Below are 20580 nucleotides of genomic sequence, written 5' to 3'. Positions count from 1 at the left end.
CCTCCTTATCCGATGGTGGTGATGCCGAGTTGGCTCAACGAGGCCGAACCGGGTGCGGCGAGCCGTTCGGTGGCGCGCAGATGGTTCAGGAAGATCGTCGAACCGGGGTGGTCGTAGGGCAGGTCGTTGACGGTGAGCACCCGCATGGTGAGCGATACCTTGGCCCGGATCGGGTTGAGCGCGGCATCGAAGGCTTCCTCGACGATGGTCAGGCCGGTGACGCGCACCGGGACGATCCGGTGCCTGCTCCACACGAACAAGGTCAGCGGCGCTTCGGCGGGGATGATCTCGAGCGTCCCGGCCCGCGCCAGCGCGTCGTTGTCGCGCAGGGTCGCGAAGGTCGGGTTGATCAGCCCGGTCAGGAACGCCAGCTGCGGGTGCAGCCCGTCGCGCACCGGCCCCGGGTTGGTCGCGGCCGCCGCCATCGCGTCGGTGAGGTCGAATTCGGCCTCGACAGTGTAGGTTTCGGTCGCCGGGCCTTTGAGCCGCAACGCTTCGGAGCGGTCCTGACCGGACGCGCCGGTGGCTTGGGGTTGCAGCGAACGGTTGACCGAATCCGGATTGTATTGCAGCGGGAAGGTCCGCATCGGCCCGCTGGACGGGACGAGGACGATTCCGCCGCTGATCACCCGTGGTGACACCGTCATGGCCGCCCCCCGCCGGACTGCCCGATCGCCTGGGTCGCGGCGGTGGCGATGCCGTCGGCCAGCGCACCGATCCCGTTGCCGGACAAGATGATCGGGGGTGCGGCGACCACCGGCACCGCCATCGCGGCCGGATCCCACCGCGCGGCCCCGGCGGCGAGCCGTGCGGTGATGGCCGCCTCGATCGCCGCCGACAGCCGCCGCCGATCCGCCTGCGATACCGGAAGATCGTGCAGGACAATCCGTTCCACCTCGACACGGATATTCACGCGGGCACCCCCTGCTCGATACGGAAATCGGCCTCGTTGACCGGACGGCTCTGTTTGCGCAGCTGATCGCGCGCTGCGGCGAGCACGTCGGCCATCCCGACCACCCCGCCGTGCGAGGCGGCGCGGAACGCCGCGCCCAGTGCCGCGTCGGTGATCGCGGCCCCGGTCAGCGAAATCCGGGCCAGCCGTGGGTAATCCAACGCACCGACCGGGGTGTCGGCGGGAAACGCGATGCGCCACATGCGTTCCCGATCGGCGACCGCGGGGAACGGGAAGTTCACTACGAACCGCAGCCTGCGCAGGAACGCTCGGTCCACCGCGTCGCGCATGTTCGTGGCCAGGATGGCAAGGCCGCGATAGGTTTCCATCCGCTGCAGCAGGTAGTCGATCTCGATATTGGCGTACCGGTCGTGGGCGTCCTTGACCTCGCTGCGTTTGCCGAAGATGGCATCGCATTCGTCGAAGAACAGGATCGCCTCGCCTGCCTCGCCCCAGTCGAAGATGGTGCGCACGTGTTTGGGTGTCTCACCGACGTATTTGTCCACCACACCGGACAGATCGATCCGGTACAGATCCAAGCCCAGCGCATTGGCCAGCACCTCGGCGGCCATCGTCTTACCGGTCCCGGACTCCCCGGCGAACAACGCGTTGATGCCGAGCCCGCGGTTCATCCGCGCGCCGAAACCCCACTGCGCGTACACCGTTGAGCGGTGCGCGACCTGTTCGGCTATCTGATGCAGCTGATCGAGTTCGGTCTCGGGCAGCACGAGGGTGTCCCAGGTCGCGACCGGGCGCACCCGGGTGGCCAGTTTCTCGAGCCGTGGCCGCAGCGATTGCCGGGCCGCGTTCTGCAGGGCCCGGGTCGCGGCGTCGGGATCGGCGGGTAGTTCAGTGTAGCCGACGATCCGGGCGATCTCGGGGCCGTCGAGCCGGAACTGCTCGGCCAGCACCCCCACTTGTGCCCGCTGCTCGGAACCCAGCGCCCATGTCCACAACTCGTACTGTTCGGTGCCGGTGGGCCGCGCGACTTCCAGGCTCACCGTCGGGGCAGGCATATCCGGGCTCAGGTCCGGCGCACTGGACAGCACCAGCCCGCCGCTGCGGCGCACGAACATCGCCCGCGACTGCCGCAGCGCGGCGTGCTCGTCGGCGCCGTCGTCCTCGAACAGCAACGCCCGTGGCGCCAGCAGGGTTTCGCGATGCCACAGCCGGGCCAGGGTATCGATCTCGGCGACCGGCACCGCGGCCAGCGCCGAGATCCGCACCCGGTACAGCTCGAGCCGCAATGCCGCCGCGATCGCGGCGGCCACCCCGGTGCGGTCGGGTGCGTGCGTGCCGACCACCTGTACCACCGGGAGCTCACCGGTCTGGGCCGCGCGCCCGATCAGGTGCACCGCGGAATCGGCGACCTGCTGCTGGCTCGCCGGCAACGCGGCCCTGGCCGCGACCGGCTCCATCGACATCGCCAGCCGCGCGTCGAGGTGGTGTAAGCCCTTGATCGCGTGCAGGATTCGCTCATCGACCCGCAGCGGTGCACCGGTGGACATCGGTTCGGCCACGGCGCCGACGAGTTGCCAGTAGCGCAGCGGACGCTGCGGGGATCGCACATCCCATGCGGCGTCGTCGAACAGGTCCATCGCCATCGCGAAGCTGGGGCGGGCGCTGCCATAGGCGGCCTCGAGCAGTGCACCGATACCGGTATCCAATTCCGGTGCCGCACACAGCAAGAGCACATTGCGTTCGAATTCGCTCAATCCGAACGCCCGGCGCAACGATTCGAGTTCCGGTTCGCTCTGCTGTGCGGCGGCCGCGAGTTGCTCGGCGGCCTGGGCGATCTCGGCATCCAGCGACGACGCCGGCACCACCGGCATGGCCGGAACGCCCGGCGCGGCCGGAACAACCGGGGCCGGTTCGGTGCGCCCATGCCACCAGCCGCGCGAACGGGCCACTGGCGCGATCACTTCCCGCGGCGCGGCGACAGTGACCGGTGTGTGCCGCTGTACGACGCGGCGCAGCAGCAGCCGCAACCACACCAGCGACAACACCAAATAGTGGTCGTTCGGGTCGAATCCGGACGCGTTCATGAGACCACCACCTGTACTGCCGGATCGAATTCCGGCACCGCCGGCGTGCCGCGGTAGCGGACCGGATCGCTGTCGGCGCCATCGATCCGCAACCGCACCGGGTAGACACCCGCACGCACGTGCGGAAAGACCGCGGTCACCGTGCTGGAGTCGGGGTCGGTCTGGATCGAGGCCGGGACGGCGGCGATCGAACCGAGCAGCACCGACACCTGCTGCCGCTCGGCGATCCGCGGCCGGCATCGCACGTGCACCGTCACCGACCCGGCCGGCACGGCCAGTGGCGAGGTCACGGTGATCGTGGGCCCGAGCCCCATCGGCACGCTGTTGCTCACCACCCGTGGCACGCCCACCCGGTCGGTGACCGCCCGCACCTGGTAGAACCCGGCGACTGGCACCCCGTCGGGCACCCGCACCTGACGCTGCTGATCCCCGCCGTCCAGCGGCGCGGCCACCAGCGGGCTGGTCAACCGCGGATGGCTGAACTCCACCGAGGTCGCCGCCGCCAGGTTCGACCCGAGCAGCCGCGCAGTGGCCCCGGCCGTCGCGATCATCGCCCGCTCCGGCGCCAGCACCGCGGTCAGTACCGCGTCACCGCCGGCGACCGCGCCTGCGCCGCGCCGCAGCACCGGCAGCGGCGTACGCCGGTCGCGCGCACTGTCGATGAGCACCACCGACACCTCGTAGGCGGCCGAGACCCGGTAGCTGGTGGCGAACCCGCTCCACAGTTCGAACATGTCGTGGGTGGACAGCGGCAGCGGTGTGATCCGCAACCGCTCCGGTTGCCGATCCAGCTCGCTGACTGGCTCACCCTGGTTGGCGTCGACGATCTGCTGCCTGCCGAGCAGCGTGTGATCGTGCAGGATACTCATCGCCAACCCGAGCACCCGATGCGCCGACGCCTCATCGGCACCGTAGGTGGTGATCAGGTAGTGCAACGTCAACGGCAAAGGGGGGCCACCGGATTCGCCCGAACGCAGACCCACCGCGTCGCTGTTACGCAACGCCGCCGACATGGGGGCGTTGTAAAGGAACAGATTCAGCTGCTCATCCGAGGCCGCACCGTCACGCGCCTTGTCCAACGGCAACATCGTCACGTTGGGGGTCGCCGCGACCAGCAGAGTCTGCAGGGTCCGGGTCACCGCGGCGATGGCATGTCCGTTACTCATCGCGCACCCCGCTGGCTCAGATAGTCGTCCAACCCGATCACCGCGGACCGCCGACCGGATTCGGCCGGCGCGGCGGCCGGCGTCTGGGTGGCGCGCACCTCGATCCGGCCGATACTCACCTGCACCACCGGTTCGGACACACTGTCGTGGGTCGGCGAGTCCTGTTCGGGGGCGCGCTGATCGATTCGCCGGCCGGTGCGCGAGGTCGCGACCGCGGGCAGCGGTGTGCGGGGCGGTACCAGCGCGCCACGCTCCTTTTCGACCGGGGTGGCAGGCCGGGCCGGTCGCTCGGTCGGCGGCGGTTCGGACGGTATCTCCCGCCGCCGCGTCGCGACCGGCTCATCGGCCGAATCATTATGCGCCACAATCACTGTCGGCCTCTCTCGCGCATCGTGCGCCGGGGCGATCGGCACGGGGGCCGCGGGCCGCAACACCGCCGACGGATCGGTCGTCTCGTCGCGCGCCACCGGCACCCTCGCCGCCTCGCGCTCATCCTGGGCCAGGGCAGGCTGCGCCGGTACCGGGGCACTCGGCCGCAACATCGCCTGCACAGCGGACCGGTCCGCACCGTCGGGCTCGGGTATTCGCCTGTCACGCAATCGGATCCGCGGCACCGGCGCGTCAGGACGCGGGGGAGCGGCGGGACGAGGCGCCGGCGCGGACTCGGACCGCACCGCCTCGCTCACCGTCGGCTCGACCGTCCGCGCACGCACCTGCGGCACGGCCTCGGTATCGATATCGGCCGCCCCCATACCGCCGGGTTCGAACCGGCTCATCGGCCGCGGCCGCAGCCGCGGCGTCTGCGCCCGGCCTGCGGCGACCAACGCCCGCAAACCCCCCGTCATGACGACCGCCGTCCGGTTCCGGCCAGCGACAGATACATCTGCCGCCGCCACGGACTCAGCGCCACGATCGCGTCCTCGCTCCACCCGAATGCCGCCGCCAGCTCCGCGACCTCGCGCAGCACCCGCAGCGCCCAGCGATCGACCTCGTCCCACAGAAACGAGGCGGGATCCAGGGCGAGCCGCACGGTGTCGGCACAGTCCGGACATGCCAACGCCACCTCGAGCACCGCATCCGGATCCGCCTGCGCAATCACCGCGTCCACCGCGTCGGCCACCTCCGCGGGCAACTCCGACACCGACAGTTCTCCCGCGTCCGAGCGCAGCGAGAGCACACAGCGCTCGACCAACCGCCGCGCCGCCTGCTCCACCGGCAGCGCCGCCACCGCGCGCAGATCCCGCCGCGTCGGCAACCGATAGCGCAGCCGAACCGCACCGAGCACCGTCTCGCCATCGTGTTCGGTCGCACCGGAGACCAACTGCGCCAACGGAATCGACGCCTCCAGCGATGCGCCGCATACCGGGCAGTCGGCCACCGTGTCGGCGGCGGCGCCGAACAGCAGCGCCCGCGCCCGCAACAACAACCGATTCAGCTCACCCGGTACGCAGCTATCCAGATCCCGCCCGTCGCCACACATCAGCTCGAGCAGCGGCAGCGCCCGATCCGCCGGATCCGCGCCGAGCCCGGACTCCCACGCGTCCAGCAGCGCGGCCGTCGCGGGCACCCGCAGAGCAGTCGACACAGTCATGTGATCACGCCAGAATCGGCTCGGACGGCTCCACCACGGTCAGATCCCGCTCCCAGCCCTCGTTCTCCAACTTGATGTGCTGAATCGAGATGGCGTTCGCGTTCGCGTCGAAATCGGCGACCGGCTGGAACTCCGACACCCAGCAGCGATAGATCTTGTAGGTCAACGCGACCTGCCCGGCCTCGTTGTACACCTCCAGCAGGATGTCCTTGCGGAAATCGGCCAGCGAGGTCTCCGCACCCAGACCGGCGCCGAAACTCCACACCTTGCTCGCCCACTTCTCGAACTCCGGGTCGTGGGTCACCCCACGCTCCAGGGTGATCGCGTCGAATTCGGTGCGCCCCGGCGACTTACGACTCGTCGACGGATCACCACCGTGCCGGTGCTTCACCACCTCCGTGGTGCGTTTGAGCGCCGACACCTTCGAAATCCCGGCGACATAACGCCCATCCCATTTCACCCGGAACTTGAAGTTCTTGTACGGGTCGAAACGCAATGCGTTGACGGTGAATTCCGCCATGACAGGTCCTCCAAACCTTCAGGTATCAGACTGCGATCTGACCGGCAATCTGCTGCAACTGGACGATCACGAATTCGGCAGGCTTCAACGGCGCGAAACCCACCACGACATGCACGATCCCCTTGTTGATGTCGTCCTGGGTCGTGGTTTCCTTATCGCATTTCACGAAATACGCTTCGGCCGGCGTCTTGCCCTGGAAAGCGCCCTGCCGGAACAAACTCTGCATGAACGCACCGACATTCAGCCGGATCTGCGCCCACAGCGGTTCGTCGTTCGGCTCGAACACCACCCACTGCAAACCCCGATACAGGCTTTCCTCCAGGAACAGCGCCGTGCGCCGCACGGGGACGTACTTGTACTCGTCGCCGATCCGGTCCTGGCCGCGCAACGTGCGCGCCCCCCAGACCACGTTCCCGGGCACCGGGAAGTTCCGCAGCACATTGATGCCCTGCTGATTGAGCGCACCGTTCTCGGCATCGGTCAGCTTGTCGGCCAACCCGACCAGACCGTTCAGCGACGCATCGATACCCGCCGCGGCCTTCCACACGCCACGCTCGGCATCGGTGCGGGCCAGTACACCGGCCAGCGCGCCGCTGCCCGCGAACACCTCGATACTGTTGTTGCGCAAGGGATTGGCCTGCAGCAGCCGTGGATAGAAGACCGCCGCGTTACGGCCGTCCTTACCGAAGTTCCCCACCTTCGCCAGTTCTGTCGCCGGACTCGACACCAGTGTGTCGTGCTGCCATTCCTCCGGCGGATCCACCAGCAGGAACGCACGCCGTTCGATGCAGTACCGCAGGATGTTGCCGTTCACCAACGCATCGGTCAGTGTGGCCTCCTTCTTCCCGAAGACACACACCAGGTTGAACAGATCGATATCCTCGAGCAGATACTTGCCGGTGCGCTTGGCACGGTCACCGTCATAGGCGGCAAGGTCCAGATCCTCGCTGTCATGGCCCTTGTCGGCGGACTCCACCTTCGAGGTCGACACGTCCTCCCAGATCTTCACACCCTCCTGCGGAGGATCCGACTTCACCGGAACCGTCGTCGGCAGCGTCGTCGCTGCGTCGATCACGACGAACGTCGACTCCGCGGCAAGTACCCGATCGATCCGGCGTGCGGTGTCTTTGACCGTCAGGTTGATGAACGTCTCCAACGGCCCCGTCGGCCCCAAACGCACCTGCAGATTGAACAGATCCGTCGGCGCTACACCCAGATCGGCGGCTATTTCGGCATCGACCTTGTCATCGACCCGAGCCAGCAGCTGATCACCCCACGACCCCGGCGACTTCGCGGTCAACCGCACCTTCGACGACTTACCCGCCTCCAGCGAGGCCGCCGGCTTCTTCTCCGGGTCAGGTATCGTCTTCCCCGGGTGAGCCGGATCCGGCTTGGTCGGCGCCTTGTACAGCCGCGCGATCACCGCCTGCGTACCACCGTTGAGGAAGAAATCGCGGATCGCGAACCCCATCGGATACTTCACATCCAGATCGCCGTACTGGCGCACGAAATCGGAATAGGTGAACACGGTGCTCGCCCGATCGGTCGGCCCTTGCGGGGCCTGCCCCAAAAAGGCCGTGATCGACGTGGCGACACCCACAATGGTGCGCACACCACTGGAGATCTCTTCGATATACACACCGGGATAGGAAACTGGAACTGGCATCGGGAAGTCCTTTCGACTGTGCTAAACCAGCGGGTCTTGGTGGCCCAGCACCACCGCGCGAATCTGATCGGGACCGAACTGTTCGAGCCGGCACGGGCAGGGCCGCATCCGATACGTCCATGCCTCCCGCCCGTCGGTGCGCACCCCGAGCACCGTCGGCTCGGTGGGCCGGGACAGCCGGTCGAGCAGGCGGCTCCGCCGGGGATCGGTCACGCCGACGATGACCACGTCGTGGCTCGGCGGCCCGTCGACCGGAAGTTCGAGGGCCGAATCGTCGGAAAGCTGATCGACGCGAACGCTGTCGTCATCGGCGAATGTGTCGGCGATGATGTCAGCGAGCAGCTTCGGTAACTCGATGAGCGCAAGTCGAATGGGCACCGAATAACCATCGCCGCGATCCACCCCTCGGGTAAATGAACCTTCGGATCTATCTTTCGCACACCGGGATTCAGATACTCGCGCCATGCGCACGCCCCCGCGCCACAACCACCGCGTCCGCGCGCCGACGAACTCCCAGCTTCGCCAGCAGGCTGTGGACATGGTTTTTCACCGTCGGAATCCCGATACACAGCTTGTCCGCGATCTCTTTATTGGAGAGGCCTAGTTCCAGCAGATGCAGGATCTGGTTCTCCCGCTCGGTGAGGGCCAGTACCTTTCGCTCCGAACGACCCTGATCCGCGAGCGCCGTGACCCGTCGCATCAATACCGCGGCCACGCGCGGCGAACACAGCGGTTCACCGGCGAGCACACCGGCGATCAGAGCCAGCAGGTCCGCCAGCGACCCCGAACGCAGGTGGTAGCCGCGCACGCCCGCCTCGGCGCACGCGACGATCCCCGCCTCGTCGTCCTCCGACACACCCAGCACGATCAACCTGCTGTCCGGACTGTGCCGTCGCGCCGCCTGCATCACCGCACGGCTGTCGTAGGAGGCCAGATTCAACAGGATCACGTCGGGCGGGCGATGACTCAATGCCCGCGCCATCGACGTCGAATCGTTCGCGGTGCGCACCGATCCGTCCGCGAACTCCCGGGCGACACTCGCCGCGAGCCCCTCGCGATACAACCGGCAATCGTCCACGATCAGCAAGTCCTGACCCGTACTGCCAATACTGTTCATGCCGCCGCTCTCCCCGTGCAGAGGTATCTACATCCGCCGGGGACTCGGGCCCACCGCGCACCCCCTGCCCGGCGCCCACGTCCAGGGCGGGAAACCCGGTGCCTGCGGATCTCGATCGCACGCCGCCCCCAGATTTCATGGTCGACCTCGATCCTCCGTGCGCCGCCCTGCCCTGTACACCGACCGGTCCATTCAGCGAACTGTCCGACACCAGCGCGGGAGGCGACGAATCACGGGAATCGAAGTAAACAGACCGCGAGGCACTCAGCAAGGTCTCGCGAGGCCAGTTGTTGACCGCACCACGGCGATCGTGGGCAGTGGTGGGCTGTGCGCACCTGCAGGTTACGGCCGCCTTAGGGTTCACGAGTCCGAACAATTCGAGGGGATCACAGTGCCGACAACCGAACGATTCGTATTCACCAGCAACGGCGATCAACTGGTCGGGCTGTTGCACCTGCCCGACGGACCGCCGATCGCAGCGGTGGTCACCAGCGGTCCGCTGACTTCGGTGAAGGAACAAGCTGCCGGGGCCTACGCGCGGGCGCTGGCCGCGCGTGGGTTCGCCGTGCTCGCCTTCGATCACCGGACATTCGGTGAGAGCGCAGGGAAGCCCAGGCAGTTCGAGAACGGATTCGGAAAGGCCGAGGACATTCGCAACGCGGTCACCGCGTTGGCGGCTGATGAGCGCACCGCCGGGCTTCCGGTCGCCGCGGTCGGTGTCTGCGCGGGCGCGGGGTATATGGCCCGGGCGGTCGCGGACGATCCGCGCATCCTCGCCTTCGCCGGTGTCGCCGGGTTCTACACCAATCCGTCCGACGCTCCGCCGGATCCGGCGGTAATCAATCGTGGCCGGGAGGCCGAGGCGATCTGGCGCGAAACCGGTGAGTCCGAGACGATTCCGGCTGTCGCGCCCGATGGTGGTGACGTCGGAATGCCGCTGCGCGAGGCGTACGAGTTCTACGGAACCCCGCGTGGCGCGGTCCCGAACTACACCAACGGGTACGCCGTCGCCTCGTTCGCGTACGGGGACTTCGATGCCATGGAGGCCGCCGCCCGCATCGCGGTGCCGTTCGCCATGGTCCATTCCGAAAACGCCCTGGTGCCACCGTTTGCGCGGAAATTCTATGCGACCGTGTCCAGCGAGAAGTCCGAGCTGTGGCTCGAGTCGATCGGCCAGATCGATTTCTACGACGACCCGAACCTGATCAACCCCGCAGCCGATGTGGCCGCGAAACTGTTCCGGAGCGTACTCGGGCGCTGAAATTCGCGACCGCACTCCCGGCCTCGAAGCCGAGTCAGCGGACGACGTCGACGACGAGCGACTTGCCGGGCACCGGGATGCGCAGCAGGTGGGCCCGATCGGCGAGGACGAACCGGTTGGTCAGGTAGTGCAGGTGCTCGGAGAAGTGCGCCCAACCCTCGGCATGGACGGGCACGATCACACTGTCGCCGAGTGTGGCGGAGGCACGGACCGCGGTGCGGCCGTTGAGGGTCAGATCGGAGTCGCCGAAGCGATCGGTATTGGCCGCACCCACATTGAGGATGGCCAGATCGACCCGGCCGATCCTGGCCACGATGCGCTGCACGTAGTCGACCGAGGCGTTGTCGCCGGAGACGTAGACGGTCGGCAGGTTCTCGGCCTGGAGCACGAATCCGGTGACCACGCCGGTCAGGGGCTCACAACCCTCGGGGCCGTGCCGGGCGGGCACCGCCGTGACGGTGACGGCACCGAGCTGCGTCGTCTCCCAATTCGACAGTCCCCGAACGCCTTCCATGCGCGCTGCCGCGTCCGGCGTGGACAGCACGGTCTCGACCGTACCGAGCAGTTCCCGGCCGGAGCGATCGAGGTTGTCCGGGTGCTGGTCGTGGGAAAGCAGCACCACATCCACGGGGCCGATCTCGGTGGCGGGCACCGCGGGTCCGGTCAGCTTGGTGAGGGTGACGCCGCCGCCACCCACGTAGTCGCCCGGCTCGTCGAAGGTGGGGTCGGTCAGCCAGACCAGATCGGCGTAGCGGAATCGGACGGTGGGACCGCCGATGTGCAGCAGTTCCACAGTCGTGTTCTTCATTGGTCTTTCCGTGCGGTCAGGTTCCGGCCGAGGAACTCGCGAATGAGCGAGGCGATTTCCTGGCCGTGGGTTTCCAGCGCGAAGTGGCCGGCGTTCAGCAGATGCAGTTCGGCGTCGGGCAGATCGCGCAGGTATGCGCGAGCGCCGTCGGCGCCGAAGATTTCGTCGTGCTCGCCCCAGGCGATCAGCGTGGGCGGGCGGTACTCGGCGAAGTATTTCTGGAAGTCGGGATAGCCGTCGAGGTTGAACTGGTAGTCCCAGAACAGTTGCAGCTGAATCTCTTTGTTGCCGGGGCGATCCAAGTATGCCTGGTCCAGGGTCCAGGTGTCCGGACTGACGAGCGGCTTCCGGTCCTCGGGGACACCATGCAGGTACTGCCACTTCGTGGCGTCGAGCTCGAGCAGCTTACGCACCGCGGCCTCGTTGGCGGCACGGTCTTTGGCATGCGCGAACAGCACATCCCAGAAGGGGGTGAAGCCTTCGCGATAGGCGTTGCCGGACTGGCTGATCAGTGCGGTGACCCGCTCGGGGTGTCGGGCTGCGATCCGCAGGCCGATGGGCGCGCCGTAATCCTGGATATAGAGCGCGAACTCGTCGATCCCGAGGGCGTCGAGCAGTTCGGCGGTGATCTCGGTGAGTTTGTCGAAGCTGTAGTCGAATTCGCCGACCTGCGGCATAGCGGATTGACCGAAACCGATGTGGTCGGGTGCGATCAGATGATACGTGTCGCCGAGGTCGCGCATGAGGTTGCGGAACATGGCGGAGCTGGACGGGAATCCGTGCAGCAGCACCAGAGTCGGGTTGGCCGGGTCGCCGGCCTCACGGTAGAAGACATCCAAACTCTGGATCTGCACGGTGTGGTGTCGTGTTGTCATTTGCTTTCTCTTTCCATCGAAGGGTGATTGGCTACAGCCCAGGGCCGGGGCGTTGTGCTACTGCGCGGGGACGAGTTCGGCTCGCGGGGTGCGACTCGGCGTCGAAAGTGCCAGGCAGGCCAGGCTGAATAGCACACCGAGCGCGAAATAGCCTCGGTAGCTGTCGGTTTGTGCGTGGATGACGGTGGCGGCGCCCAAGCCGGCCGCGGCCGCGAGTTGGTGGGTGATCCAGGCCGGTGCCAGGGTGCGGCCCATGCGGGCGGGGTCCAAGCCCCGCGACATGACCGCCATGGTCAGCGGGACGATGGGGAACGATGCCGCACCGAACAAGACTGCCGTCGCGACCAGCGCACCGGCGCCGGGGACGAAAGTCGCCAGGACCAATGCGAGCACGCGGACCAGATACAGTGCGCACAAAAGGCTTTCGGGACTGTGTCGGCGCAACAGGCGGGCCATGGCCGCCGAACTCAGGCCCGCGGAGAGCGCAGCCAGAGCTACCAGCCGGCCCGCGTCGGTGACACTCCAGCCGAGTTCGGTCGCGTGTTCGGGCAACATGAGGATCACCACGTAAAGGGTCGCTGCATGTAATCCGAAGACCACCAACAGCTTTCCGCGACCCGCTAGTGAATCCGCGCCACCCGCCGGCCGTCCGGTTCCTGGACAGGTGGGCAGGCGCAGCGCCAGGAAGACGGTCACGGCGAGACCGGCCGCGCCGAGCAGGGCGTAGGTCGGGCGCACTCCGATCGGGTCGAACAGGGTGGTGGCGGCCCAGGGAGTGATCAGTTGCCCGAGATTGATGCCGAGCGCCGCGCGCGAGAGTGCGGGTCCGGCCTGATCGCCGTGCACGCGGCCGAGCAGCGTGGTGACGGTGAGGGTGGACGAGGCTGCGAAGCCGAGTCCGCCGAGCAGCATGTAGGCGGCGATGAATTCCCAAGTCCGGTCCACCACCGAAAGCACCAGGTAGCTGCTCGAGATGAGCGTCAGTCCGCCGACCAGAACGGCTTTTGCGCCGACGCGGTCGAGCAGTCGCCCGATGGGGTGCTGTGCCAGGCCGGTGACGGTCGTGCCGAGGGTCGCCGCGACGGTCATGGCAGCGGCGTCGATACCGTAGTCGGCCGCGGTGGGGGCGAAGAATACGCCCATGGTGAAGTTCAGGCCGAAGGATACGGTCATGGCGGCGAGCCCGGCCCAGGCGATCCGTTCTGGTCGCATAGTGTTGTCTCCCAGGTGAATACGTGATCTGTCAGGTGCTCACCGAGGAATCAGGCCTCGTGCTCGCTCGGCTGATTCGGCACGTCGCGGATGTCCCGGTGGACCTTCCGCGCGAGGGCGGTGAGCAGGTTCTGCAGGAGTTCGATGGTGGCCTCGTCGACCAGGTTGCCGTCATCGTCGAAGCGCTCGTGCGAACGGAAGGCGATCACCTCCGGTTTGACCACGACATCGCTCTCGGTCCACACGAATACCTGACGCAGCGCGAGTTGCGCACGGACAGAACCGAATTGGGTGGGCGCCGCGCCCATGACGGCGATCGGCTTGTGGCGCAGCGGCAGCCCCTCGTTCTTGGTCCAGTCGGTGGAAACCCAGTCGATGGCGTTTTTCAGCACGCCTGGAACCGAATAGTTGAATTCGGGCGTGGCGATGAGCAGGCCATCGGCCTCGGTGATGCGCCGGCGTAGCTCGGCGACCACGGCAGGGCGCTGCGCTGGGTTGTCGAGATCGAAGTCGTAGGGCGGGATTTCGCGCAGGCGTTCGTAGATATCGATCTCGAATCCGGCACTGAATTTCTGGGCTGCACGCAGCAGTGCGGTGTTGTGCGAATCCGCGCGCAGGCTGCCGGAGATGCCGAGGATCTTCGCGGGACTGGTCATGCTATCGGCCTATCGGTCTGGTGGAGGGAACAGGCGAGTTCGCAGCCGTGGGGCTGCTCCTGGGGCGAGGTTTCGTTGTCCACATTCGCCGCAGGTTCGCTCGCATTCATGAATCTATGAGCGCACCGCAGCGGTGGACAGGGACCGTATGCGTCTGGATGGGGACCCCATTCGCAAAACCGACCATCTGGAACTATCTGCCGGTCGCTATGCTCCGCCGATGATGGAAGGCACCATCCCGGCGCGGACCGCCGCGGTGATCCGGGCGACTGCGTTGCACGTTGGCGTAGCCGATGTGCAACTGGCCCACGAAACGGGCCTGGACGCGGCTGATCTCGAAAACGACCTGTTGCGGGTACCCACGCAATCGGTATGGCGGATCTGGGAATTGATCGACGCCACCGCCGGTCCCGGTTCTGGGCTGCTCGCGGCCGCAGAAGCCGATCGAGGCAGGCTGCACGTCTGGGACTACCTGTTCTCCAGCCATGCCACCCTGGCGGAGAGTTTGCGCACGGTGATCGAGTTGCGGGCCGTGGTGACCGATCCCGGGGTCGAGTGGGAACTCGTGCAAGACGGAAGCCTGCTCACCATTCGCACCACGGCGTCCGTCGAACCGGAGCTGGTGCTGGCACCCGTCGAAGAATTCGTGCTCGCGACCATGCTGCGGCGCATGCGCGAGGCCACCCGCCAGCAGTTGGAGCCGGTACGGGTCGCGTTCACCCATCGCGCAAGCGGCCGGTACACGCATCTGGTGGACGGGTTCGGTACTCGCCGTATCGATTTCGGCGCGCCGCATTCCGAGATCACCTTCCTCGACGTCGGCGCTCTGCCCACCGGAGCCGACCCGCACCTGGGGCAGGTGCTGCGCAATTACGCCGCATTGAATCTCGCCGCCGCCCGGCCGGTCTCGAGTTGGCACGACAAACTCCAGGCCGCGGTGACCGCAGCGTTGGCCGAGGGCGACCTCGATCTCGACGGCGTCGCCGGGCGGCTCGCGGTGAGCCCGCGCACCGTGCAGCGCCGCCTCGGCGAGGCCGGGACCAGCTGGCGCGCCACGGTCGACGCCGTACGCCATCGGCGGGCCACCGACTTGTTGCGCGACACTGATCTGCCTGTCCGATCCGTCGCCGCACGCGTCGGCTACACCGACGCCCGCGCGCTGCGCCGCGCCTTCCTCCGCTGGACCGGCCACACGCCGGACGACTTTCGCCGTGCGGCCATCGATCGACCGGCCTGACCGATCGCATACGCCCGGTCGGGGGCGAGTCCGGGGCTCAGCTCCGGCCGTGGCGGCGGCAGATCTCGACGGAATCGTGGATCGTGACGAATATCGTGTCGGAGGCTTGTCCGTCGGCTACCAGCATCACCTGGCCGAGCGATCGTCCTCCCACCACAGGGCCTCGCCAGCTGAACGGGACGTGACGGCGCCCCGATCGGCGTTTCGGCACAGCTGTGTCCCATTCGGCGGTTCGCGGTGATGCGTGGACGGCGTTAGGACCTGTTGAAAGGCAACAGGTCCCGAAGTTGCCTCCGACGCGATCGCGTTCCCCGCCGTACCCTCGAACCCAGTTACCGCAGACGAAGGGATCGACGGGATGGCCGAGGCGGCATACGTCACCATCGCGGAGGACTATGCGCGGCGGATCCGCAACGGGACGCTTCCGGGTGATGCGCAGCTGCCCAGTCATGCTGAGCTGGCGGAGCGACACGGTGTATCGCGTTCGGTGATCCGGCAGGCGATCCAGTTGCTGAGTAATCAACAGCTGGTGCGGACTGTCCCGCGGCGCGGCACCTTCGTCATCGGTCGATCGCCGGTCGCGAAGCCGGAGCCCGTCCCGCTCGACGACGACGTCGACGAAATCCGATCGGTCGCGCATCCGATCCGTCGCGCCCAGCTCGCCGGCAACCTGATCACTCACTACCAACTCCGGATCGCCGAACTCTCCGGCATCCGTCAGACCGCGATCGAAGACGCGCACGATCACGGCATGAGTATCGCCGACATCGGCGAGCGACTCGGGTTGAGCAACGGCCACATCGGCTAGCCCGTTCGGGCGTGCGTAGCGGTCGCTTGGTCGGGTTCGAGAGAAGCATTCGAAGGATCACCGAACGTTTGCTGAAAGATCGCTAGAGCGTATTAAGGGGGCAGTGAGCTGTGCCACTGAATAGAGATGTCAAGGTTTTTCTGCATCAGTAACCCGTAAAGATAATCCGCGGCGGATTAGTGGTCGTAACGCCTCTACCTGCGAGGATATGCGTATCGACGAACTTGTTTGTTGACTCGCCCAGGCACTGCCTCGAGCCTGAGTGCATGAACAGAAACACCAGCTGCGCAGCATTAGCTGCGGTCTACGTATCGACGATCGTGTGTTCGGCGTTCGTCGCAGGCTCGGCCGCCGCCGACCCGCCTCCGTCCGGTTGCACCTCCGACTACGCGGTGCCCAACCAGCTCACGATCACCTGCGAGCCGGGGGCCGGCGTCGGGCAGCACGCGTACATCCGGTGCCGCGACATCGGCGGGATTCTGCACACCCGGATCGGGACCACCGTCGGCTCCAACGGCGGATGGTCCCGCGCGGTCTGCGCGACCGGTGAAAGCGGACCGGTCTAACCCAATCGTCGTTCGGAGAGCTCTGCGCGAGCTCAGCATTCCCAGCCGAATCCGGCTGTGTATTCGCTGCATCACCTGTTCGATCGAAAGGTTCTCCCATGTCTGCAGCCAACGAACGTTCTCGAACAACCAAGCGCGCCGCGAAGCATCGCAAGGTAACCAAACGTAATCGCCGGGGCCTCTACGCGGCGGCCGCGTTCGCATCGCTGGCCACCGTCATGGTGTCGACCGGCCAGGCGTCGGCCGAAGCTCCCGCGTTCCCGCCGATCCCGGCGAACCCGACCGACCTGATCCCCGGCCTGAACTCGGCCGTGCCGGGTCTCGGCGACACAATCAACGGGGCGGTCACCGAATTCGGCGGATCCGTGCCGGACATCGGTGCGGCGGTCCCCGAACTCGGCGATGTCGCGACGAACCTCGGACCGGCCGGACAGAACGCGATCGACCAGGCGCTGAACGCGCTGGACAACGTCACCGCAGGCACCCCGGCCGAAGGCGCGGGCGAGATGATCCGCGGCTTCACCACGCCGCCGGCCACACCGGCTGACCAGCCGCACCCTGCGGGCACGCCGAACGCAGCACCCGGTGCGACCGCTGCCTCCAGTCCGATCGGCTTCGTGCCGTCCTCGGTCACCGAGATGGCCGCCGTCGCCGAGCAGGTCATCAGCACCGGCGTCGACCTGAAGCAACTGGCCGGGTGGGCCGACACGACCTTCCCGAGCGGTCCGCTGCGCGGTCCCGTCGAGGACATGCTCGCGTTCGTCAACGAAGCGATCGAGCAGGCCGGTGCCCGCCGCGACCCGATCGCCTCACCCATCGAGGACCTGATCAGCCAGGCCCGCACCCTCTTCGACTTCCCCAAGGACGGTCCCGACCCCGCGCAAGCGCTGCGCGACCTGCTGAACCCGATGCTCGGCCAGACCGTAGGCGACGGAGATCCGTTGCAGGGCTTGGCCGAAGGCATCCGAAAGCTCATGGCGGACCCGGCAGGCTCGCTGCACGAGGCCCTGCAACCGGTGCTGACCGAAATCCGCAGCATGCTGAACAACGACGGATTGTTCAGTACTCGGCACGCGGCGCTGCCGTTGCTGGCGATTCCGGTGATCGTCACAGTGTTGATCGTCGGTGCGTTGGCGGTCGGTGCGGTGGCACTGCTGGCCGCTCCGCTGATCATCGCGGCGCTGATCGTCGGCGCCATCGTGGTGGCCGCGATCGCCATCCCGGTGCTGGTTATCGGTGCGATCGTGCTGGCTGTCGTCGCTCTGCCGGTCCTGGTGGTGCTCGGCGGCATCGTGCTGGCCGCTGTGGCATTGCCCGCGCTGGCCGTCATCGGCCTCGCCATATTCGGTCTCGCCGGCACGGTGACGCTGGCCGCGCTGGCCCTTGCCGCGGTGGCGACGATCGCGGTGCTGGGATTCGCCGCGCTGGTAGTCGTGCTGGCGATCGGCTGGACCGGAATCCCGGCCTTGATCGCGCTGGCCGCGATCGCTCTGGTCGGCGTGGTCACGCTCGGCGCGTTGGCCTTCGCCGCGGTTGCCGCGCTGACGGTGTTCGCCGTAGTGGAGACGATCGCGCTGGCCGCGCTCGCCCTCGCCGCGCTGATCGTGATCGCCGCGGTGACGTTCGCCGCGCTGGTCGCGGTCTTCGCGCTGGGGTTGCCCACGGCAATCACGCTCGCCGCCATCGCATTCGGTGTCGCGGTCGTGGTCGGCGTGCTTGCGCTTGCGGCCGCGATCGTCTTCGTGGTGCTGGGCTGGACCGGATTGCCCGCGCTGATCGTGATCGGGATCATCGCCGCGGTCGCCGCGATCGTGGTGGGCGCGGGCCTGGTGGCGTCGGTAGTGGTGATCGCCGCGTTCGTGACCGCTCTGGTGGCCACACTCGCGAGCCTCGCCGTCGGTGGCGCGGTCACTCTGGCGGCGCTGGCCTTCGCCGCACTGGTCGTGATCGCCGTGTTCGGCGGACCCGCGCTGCTCGCGTTCGGCGCCTTCGCCGCAGTGGTCACCGCGGTTGCCGTGGCGGCTCTGATCGCACTCGCAGTTCTGGCTGCGCCGTTTGTGCTTGCCGCGTTGGCGATTGCGGCTGTGGTCGGGCTTGGAATCCTTGCCGCGATCGCCGCTCCGTTTGTGCTTGGCGCGTTGGCGATTGCGGCTGTGGTCGGGCTTGGAATCCTTGCCGCGATCGCCGCTCCGTTTGTGCTTGGCGCGTTGGCGATTGCGGCTGTGGTCGGGCTTGGAATCCTTGCCGCGATCGCCGCTCCGTTTGTGCTTGGCGCGTTGGCGATTGCGGCTGTGGTCGGGCTCGGGATCCTTGCCGCGATTGCTGCACCGTTCGTGCTCGGCGCATTGGCAATCGCGGCGGTGGTTGCCGCCGCCGTGATCGCTGCGGTGGTACTTGCTGCGATTGCTGCACCGTTCGTTCTCGGTGCGCTCGCGATCGCGGCAGTCGTCGCAGTCGCCGTTCTGGCCCCGCTTGCGCTGATCGTGTTGGGCGCGTTGGCACTTGGTGCGGTGATCGGCATCGGTGCGCTGATCGCTACCGGTGCCGCGATTCTGACCGCGTTGGTCATCGGCGCAGCCGTGTTGGCGATCGCGGCGGCACCGATTCTGCTCGGACTCGGCGCTGTCGCACTGGCCGTGCTCGCCGGTACCGCGGCGGTCGTGCTCGGTGCGCTCGGATTGGGTCTGGCCGGGGTGGTGACACTCGGTGCGCTGGCTCTGGCCGGCGTGGTGACGACGCTGGTGCTTGCGTTCGCTGCGCTGGCGGTGGTCGTGCTGCTCGGCTGGACCGGCATACCGGCGCTGATCGCGCTTGCCGCTATCGGTGTCGTCGGGGCGATCGTCCTCGGTGCGCTTGCTCTTGCCGCTGTCGTCGCGCTGACCGCGTTCGGCATCGCCAGCACGATCGGCCTGGCCGCGCTGGCCCTGGCCGCCGTGGTCACGGTCATCGCGGCAACTCTCGCGGGATTGGCCACGCTCGGCGCACTCGCGCTGGGCACGGTTGTCACCCTTGCCGTTCTGGCCTTCGCCGCGGTGGCGGTAGTGGTGCTGGCGGGTTGGACCGGATTGCCGGCCCTCCTTGCACTCGGCGCAATCGCGGTCGTCGCAGTGGCCGTGGTGGCCGCCGCTCTGACCGCTGCCGCAGTGGTCGTCGCCAGCCTCACCGTCGGCACCTTGATCGTGCTGGCCGGCTTGGCCTTCGCCGCCTTGGTGGTCACCGCGGTGCTCGGTTCGCCCGTGCTTGCCGCGCTGGCCGGTCTGGCTGCCGCGGTGGCAATCGCCGCTCTCGCAACGCCATTCGTGCTCGGGGCACTCGCAATCGCCGCGTTGGCATTGCCGGTGCTCGGTGCGCTGGCGCTGGCTGTACTCGCCGCACCATTCGTGCTCGGCGCAATCGCGCTGGCTGTGCTCGCAGCTCCGCTCGTGCTCGGCGCTCTGGCAATCGGCGCGGTGCTCGGCGCATTGGCTCTGGCGGCTGCGCCGTTCGTGCTCGGTGCGTTGCTCGTCGCGGGCGCAGTGGCACTCGGTGCGCTGGCACTGGTGGTCGCCCCGATCGTGCTGGGCGCACTCGTCATCGGAGGAGCGGTCGCGCTCGCCGCGCTGGCGGCACCGTTCATTCTCGGCGCACTGGCCCTGGCAGTACTTGCCGCGCCGTTCGTGCTCGGCGCGATCGCGCTGGCACTGCCCGTGCTGATTGCGTTGGGCGCGTTGGCTCTTGGTGCCGCCATCACGGTCGGTGCGCTGCTCGCCGCGGGTGCGGTTGCGCTTACGGCCGTGGCCCTCGTGGCTGCGCCCGTGGTGCTGGCCGTTCTCGCAGTCGGTGCGGTGCTCACAATCGGTGCCTTGCTCGCAGCCGGCGCTATCGCGCTGGCGGCGCTGGCGCTCCCGGTCCTGATCGGGCTTGCCGCGCTGGCACTGCCTGCGCTGATCGTGTTCGGCGCGCTGGCGCTGGGTGCGGTTGCGACGGTTGGTGCGCTGCTGGCCGCGGGTGCGGTCGCCTTTACGGCTCTAGCTCTCGTCGCTGCACCCGTGGTGCTGGCGGTACTTGCCGTGGGTGCTGCGATCGCGTTGGGTGCGCTGCTGACGGTCGGTGCGATCGGA

19 protein-coding genes are annotated in these 20580 nt (G+C 67.6%); 5 read left to right on the top strand and 14 right to left on the bottom strand.

Annotated features, from left to right (window positions below; all coding sequences use genetic code 11):
* Positions 1-5: 5 nt before the first annotated feature.
* The 10 genes from F3087_RS35175 to F3087_RS35130 form a co-directional block, all read right to left on the bottom strand.
* A complete protein-coding gene (locus tag F3087_RS35175; RefSeq protein WP_150406448.1) occupies positions 6-647 on the bottom strand; it encodes a hypothetical protein in 642 nt (213 codons plus the stop codon).
* On the bottom strand, positions 644-913 hold the full coding sequence (locus tag F3087_RS35170) for a hypothetical protein (protein WP_150406447.1): 270 nt from the start codon (positions 911-913) through the stop codon (positions 644-646). The genes F3087_RS35175 and F3087_RS35170 overlap by 4 nt, the downstream gene beginning before the upstream one ends.
* Entirely contained in the window at positions 910-2997 is a 2088-nt protein-coding gene (locus tag F3087_RS35165) for an ATP-binding protein (RefSeq protein ID WP_191094300.1), read from the bottom strand. The genes F3087_RS35170 and F3087_RS35165 overlap by 4 nt, the downstream gene beginning before the upstream one ends.
* A complete protein-coding gene (locus F3087_RS35160; RefSeq protein WP_150406445.1) occupies positions 2994-4163 on the bottom strand; it encodes a DUF4255 domain-containing protein in 1170 nt (389 codons plus the stop codon). The genes F3087_RS35165 and F3087_RS35160 overlap by 4 nt, the downstream gene beginning before the upstream one ends.
* A complete protein-coding gene (locus F3087_RS35155; RefSeq protein WP_150406444.1) occupies positions 4160-5008 on the bottom strand; it encodes a hypothetical protein in 849 nt (282 codons plus the stop codon). Before F3087_RS35155 ends, F3087_RS35160 begins: the two co-directional genes overlap by 4 nt.
* Positions 5005-5754, bottom strand: a complete 750-nt coding sequence (locus F3087_RS35150) for a T4 family baseplate hub assembly chaperone (RefSeq protein ID WP_150406443.1) — start codon at positions 5752-5754, stop codon at positions 5005-5007. Before F3087_RS35150 ends, F3087_RS35155 begins: the two co-directional genes overlap by 4 nt.
* A gap of 4 nt (positions 5755-5758) precedes the next feature.
* Positions 5759-6274: a phage tail protein gene (locus tag F3087_RS35145; protein WP_150406442.1), complete on the bottom strand. Its 516-nt coding sequence runs from the start codon at positions 6272-6274 to the stop codon at positions 5759-5761.
* A gap of 25 nt (positions 6275-6299) precedes the next feature.
* Entirely contained in the window at positions 6300-7940 is a 1641-nt protein-coding gene (locus tag F3087_RS35140; protein WP_150406441.1) for a phage tail sheath family protein, read from the bottom strand.
* 21 nt (positions 7941-7961) lie between these two features.
* Complete coding sequence (locus tag F3087_RS35135; protein ID WP_150406440.1) at positions 7962-8318, bottom strand: hypothetical protein; 357 nt, start codon at positions 8316-8318, stop codon at positions 7962-7964.
* A gap of 70 nt (positions 8319-8388) precedes the next feature.
* On the bottom strand, positions 8389-9057 hold the full coding sequence (locus F3087_RS35130) for a LuxR C-terminal-related transcriptional regulator (RefSeq protein WP_150406439.1): 669 nt from the start codon (positions 9055-9057) through the stop codon (positions 8389-8391).
* Between the two features lie 391 nt (positions 9058-9448).
* Here F3087_RS35130 and F3087_RS35125 point away from each other — a divergent pair, with 391 nt between their 5' ends.
* A complete protein-coding gene (locus F3087_RS35125; protein WP_191094299.1) occupies positions 9449-10318 on the top strand; it encodes an alpha/beta hydrolase in 870 nt (289 codons plus the stop codon).
* A 34-nt stretch (positions 10319-10352) separates the two neighbouring features.
* Here the strand turns inward: F3087_RS35125 and F3087_RS35120 are convergent, their stop codons facing one another.
* The 4 genes from F3087_RS35120 to F3087_RS35105 are packed head-to-tail and all read right to left on the bottom strand — an operon-like array spanning position 10353 to position 13869.
* Positions 10353-11126, bottom strand: coding sequence for an MBL fold metallo-hydrolase (locus F3087_RS35120; protein ID WP_150406437.1), 774 nt, complete (start codon positions 11124-11126; stop codon positions 10353-10355).
* Entirely contained in the window at positions 11123-12001 is an 879-nt protein-coding gene (locus F3087_RS35115; protein WP_150406436.1) for an alpha/beta fold hydrolase, read from the bottom strand. The genes F3087_RS35120 and F3087_RS35115 overlap by 4 nt, the downstream gene beginning before the upstream one ends.
* A 57-nt stretch (positions 12002-12058) precedes the next feature.
* Positions 12059-13213, bottom strand: coding sequence for an MFS transporter (locus F3087_RS35110; RefSeq protein ID WP_150406435.1), 1155 nt, complete (start codon positions 13211-13213; stop codon positions 12059-12061).
* Between the two features lie 50 nt (positions 13214-13263).
* The gene (locus F3087_RS35105; protein ID WP_150406434.1) at positions 13264-13869 is read right to left on the bottom strand and encodes an NADPH-dependent FMN reductase; all 606 of its coding nucleotides are present in this window, start codon (positions 13867-13869) and stop codon (positions 13264-13266) included.
* 220 nt (positions 13870-14089) lie between these two features.
* Here F3087_RS35105 and F3087_RS35100 point away from each other — a divergent pair, with 220 nt between their 5' ends.
* The 4 genes from F3087_RS35100 to F3087_RS35085 form a co-directional block, all read left to right on the top strand.
* Positions 14090-15106, top strand: coding sequence for an AraC family transcriptional regulator (locus tag F3087_RS35100; protein ID WP_191094298.1), 1017 nt, complete (start codon positions 14090-14092; stop codon positions 15104-15106).
* Between the two features lie 358 nt (positions 15107-15464).
* Positions 15465-15914: a winged helix-turn-helix domain-containing protein gene (locus F3087_RS35095; RefSeq protein ID WP_150406432.1), complete on the top strand. Its 450-nt coding sequence runs from the start codon at positions 15465-15467 to the stop codon at positions 15912-15914.
* A gap of 266 nt (positions 15915-16180) precedes the next feature.
* Positions 16181-16480 carry a hypothetical protein gene (locus tag F3087_RS35090; protein ID WP_150406431.1) on the top strand — a complete coding sequence of 100 codons (300 nt, stop codon included), beginning with the start codon at positions 16181-16183 and terminating at the stop codon, positions 16478-16480.
* Positions 16481-16578: 98 nt separating this feature from the next.
* Positions 16579-20580, top strand: a 4002-nt coding sequence (locus F3087_RS35085) for a hypothetical protein (RefSeq protein WP_150406430.1), incomplete at its 3' end; no start/stop codon positions are given.

It is taken from the genome of Nocardia colli (assembly GCF_008704205.1).
In the GTDB taxonomy this organism is placed as follows: domain Bacteria; phylum Actinomycetota; class Actinomycetes; order Mycobacteriales; family Mycobacteriaceae; genus Nocardia; species Nocardia colli.
Note: the sequence above shows the minus strand (reverse complement) of the source record. Positions and strands in the feature narration are given on the sequence as shown.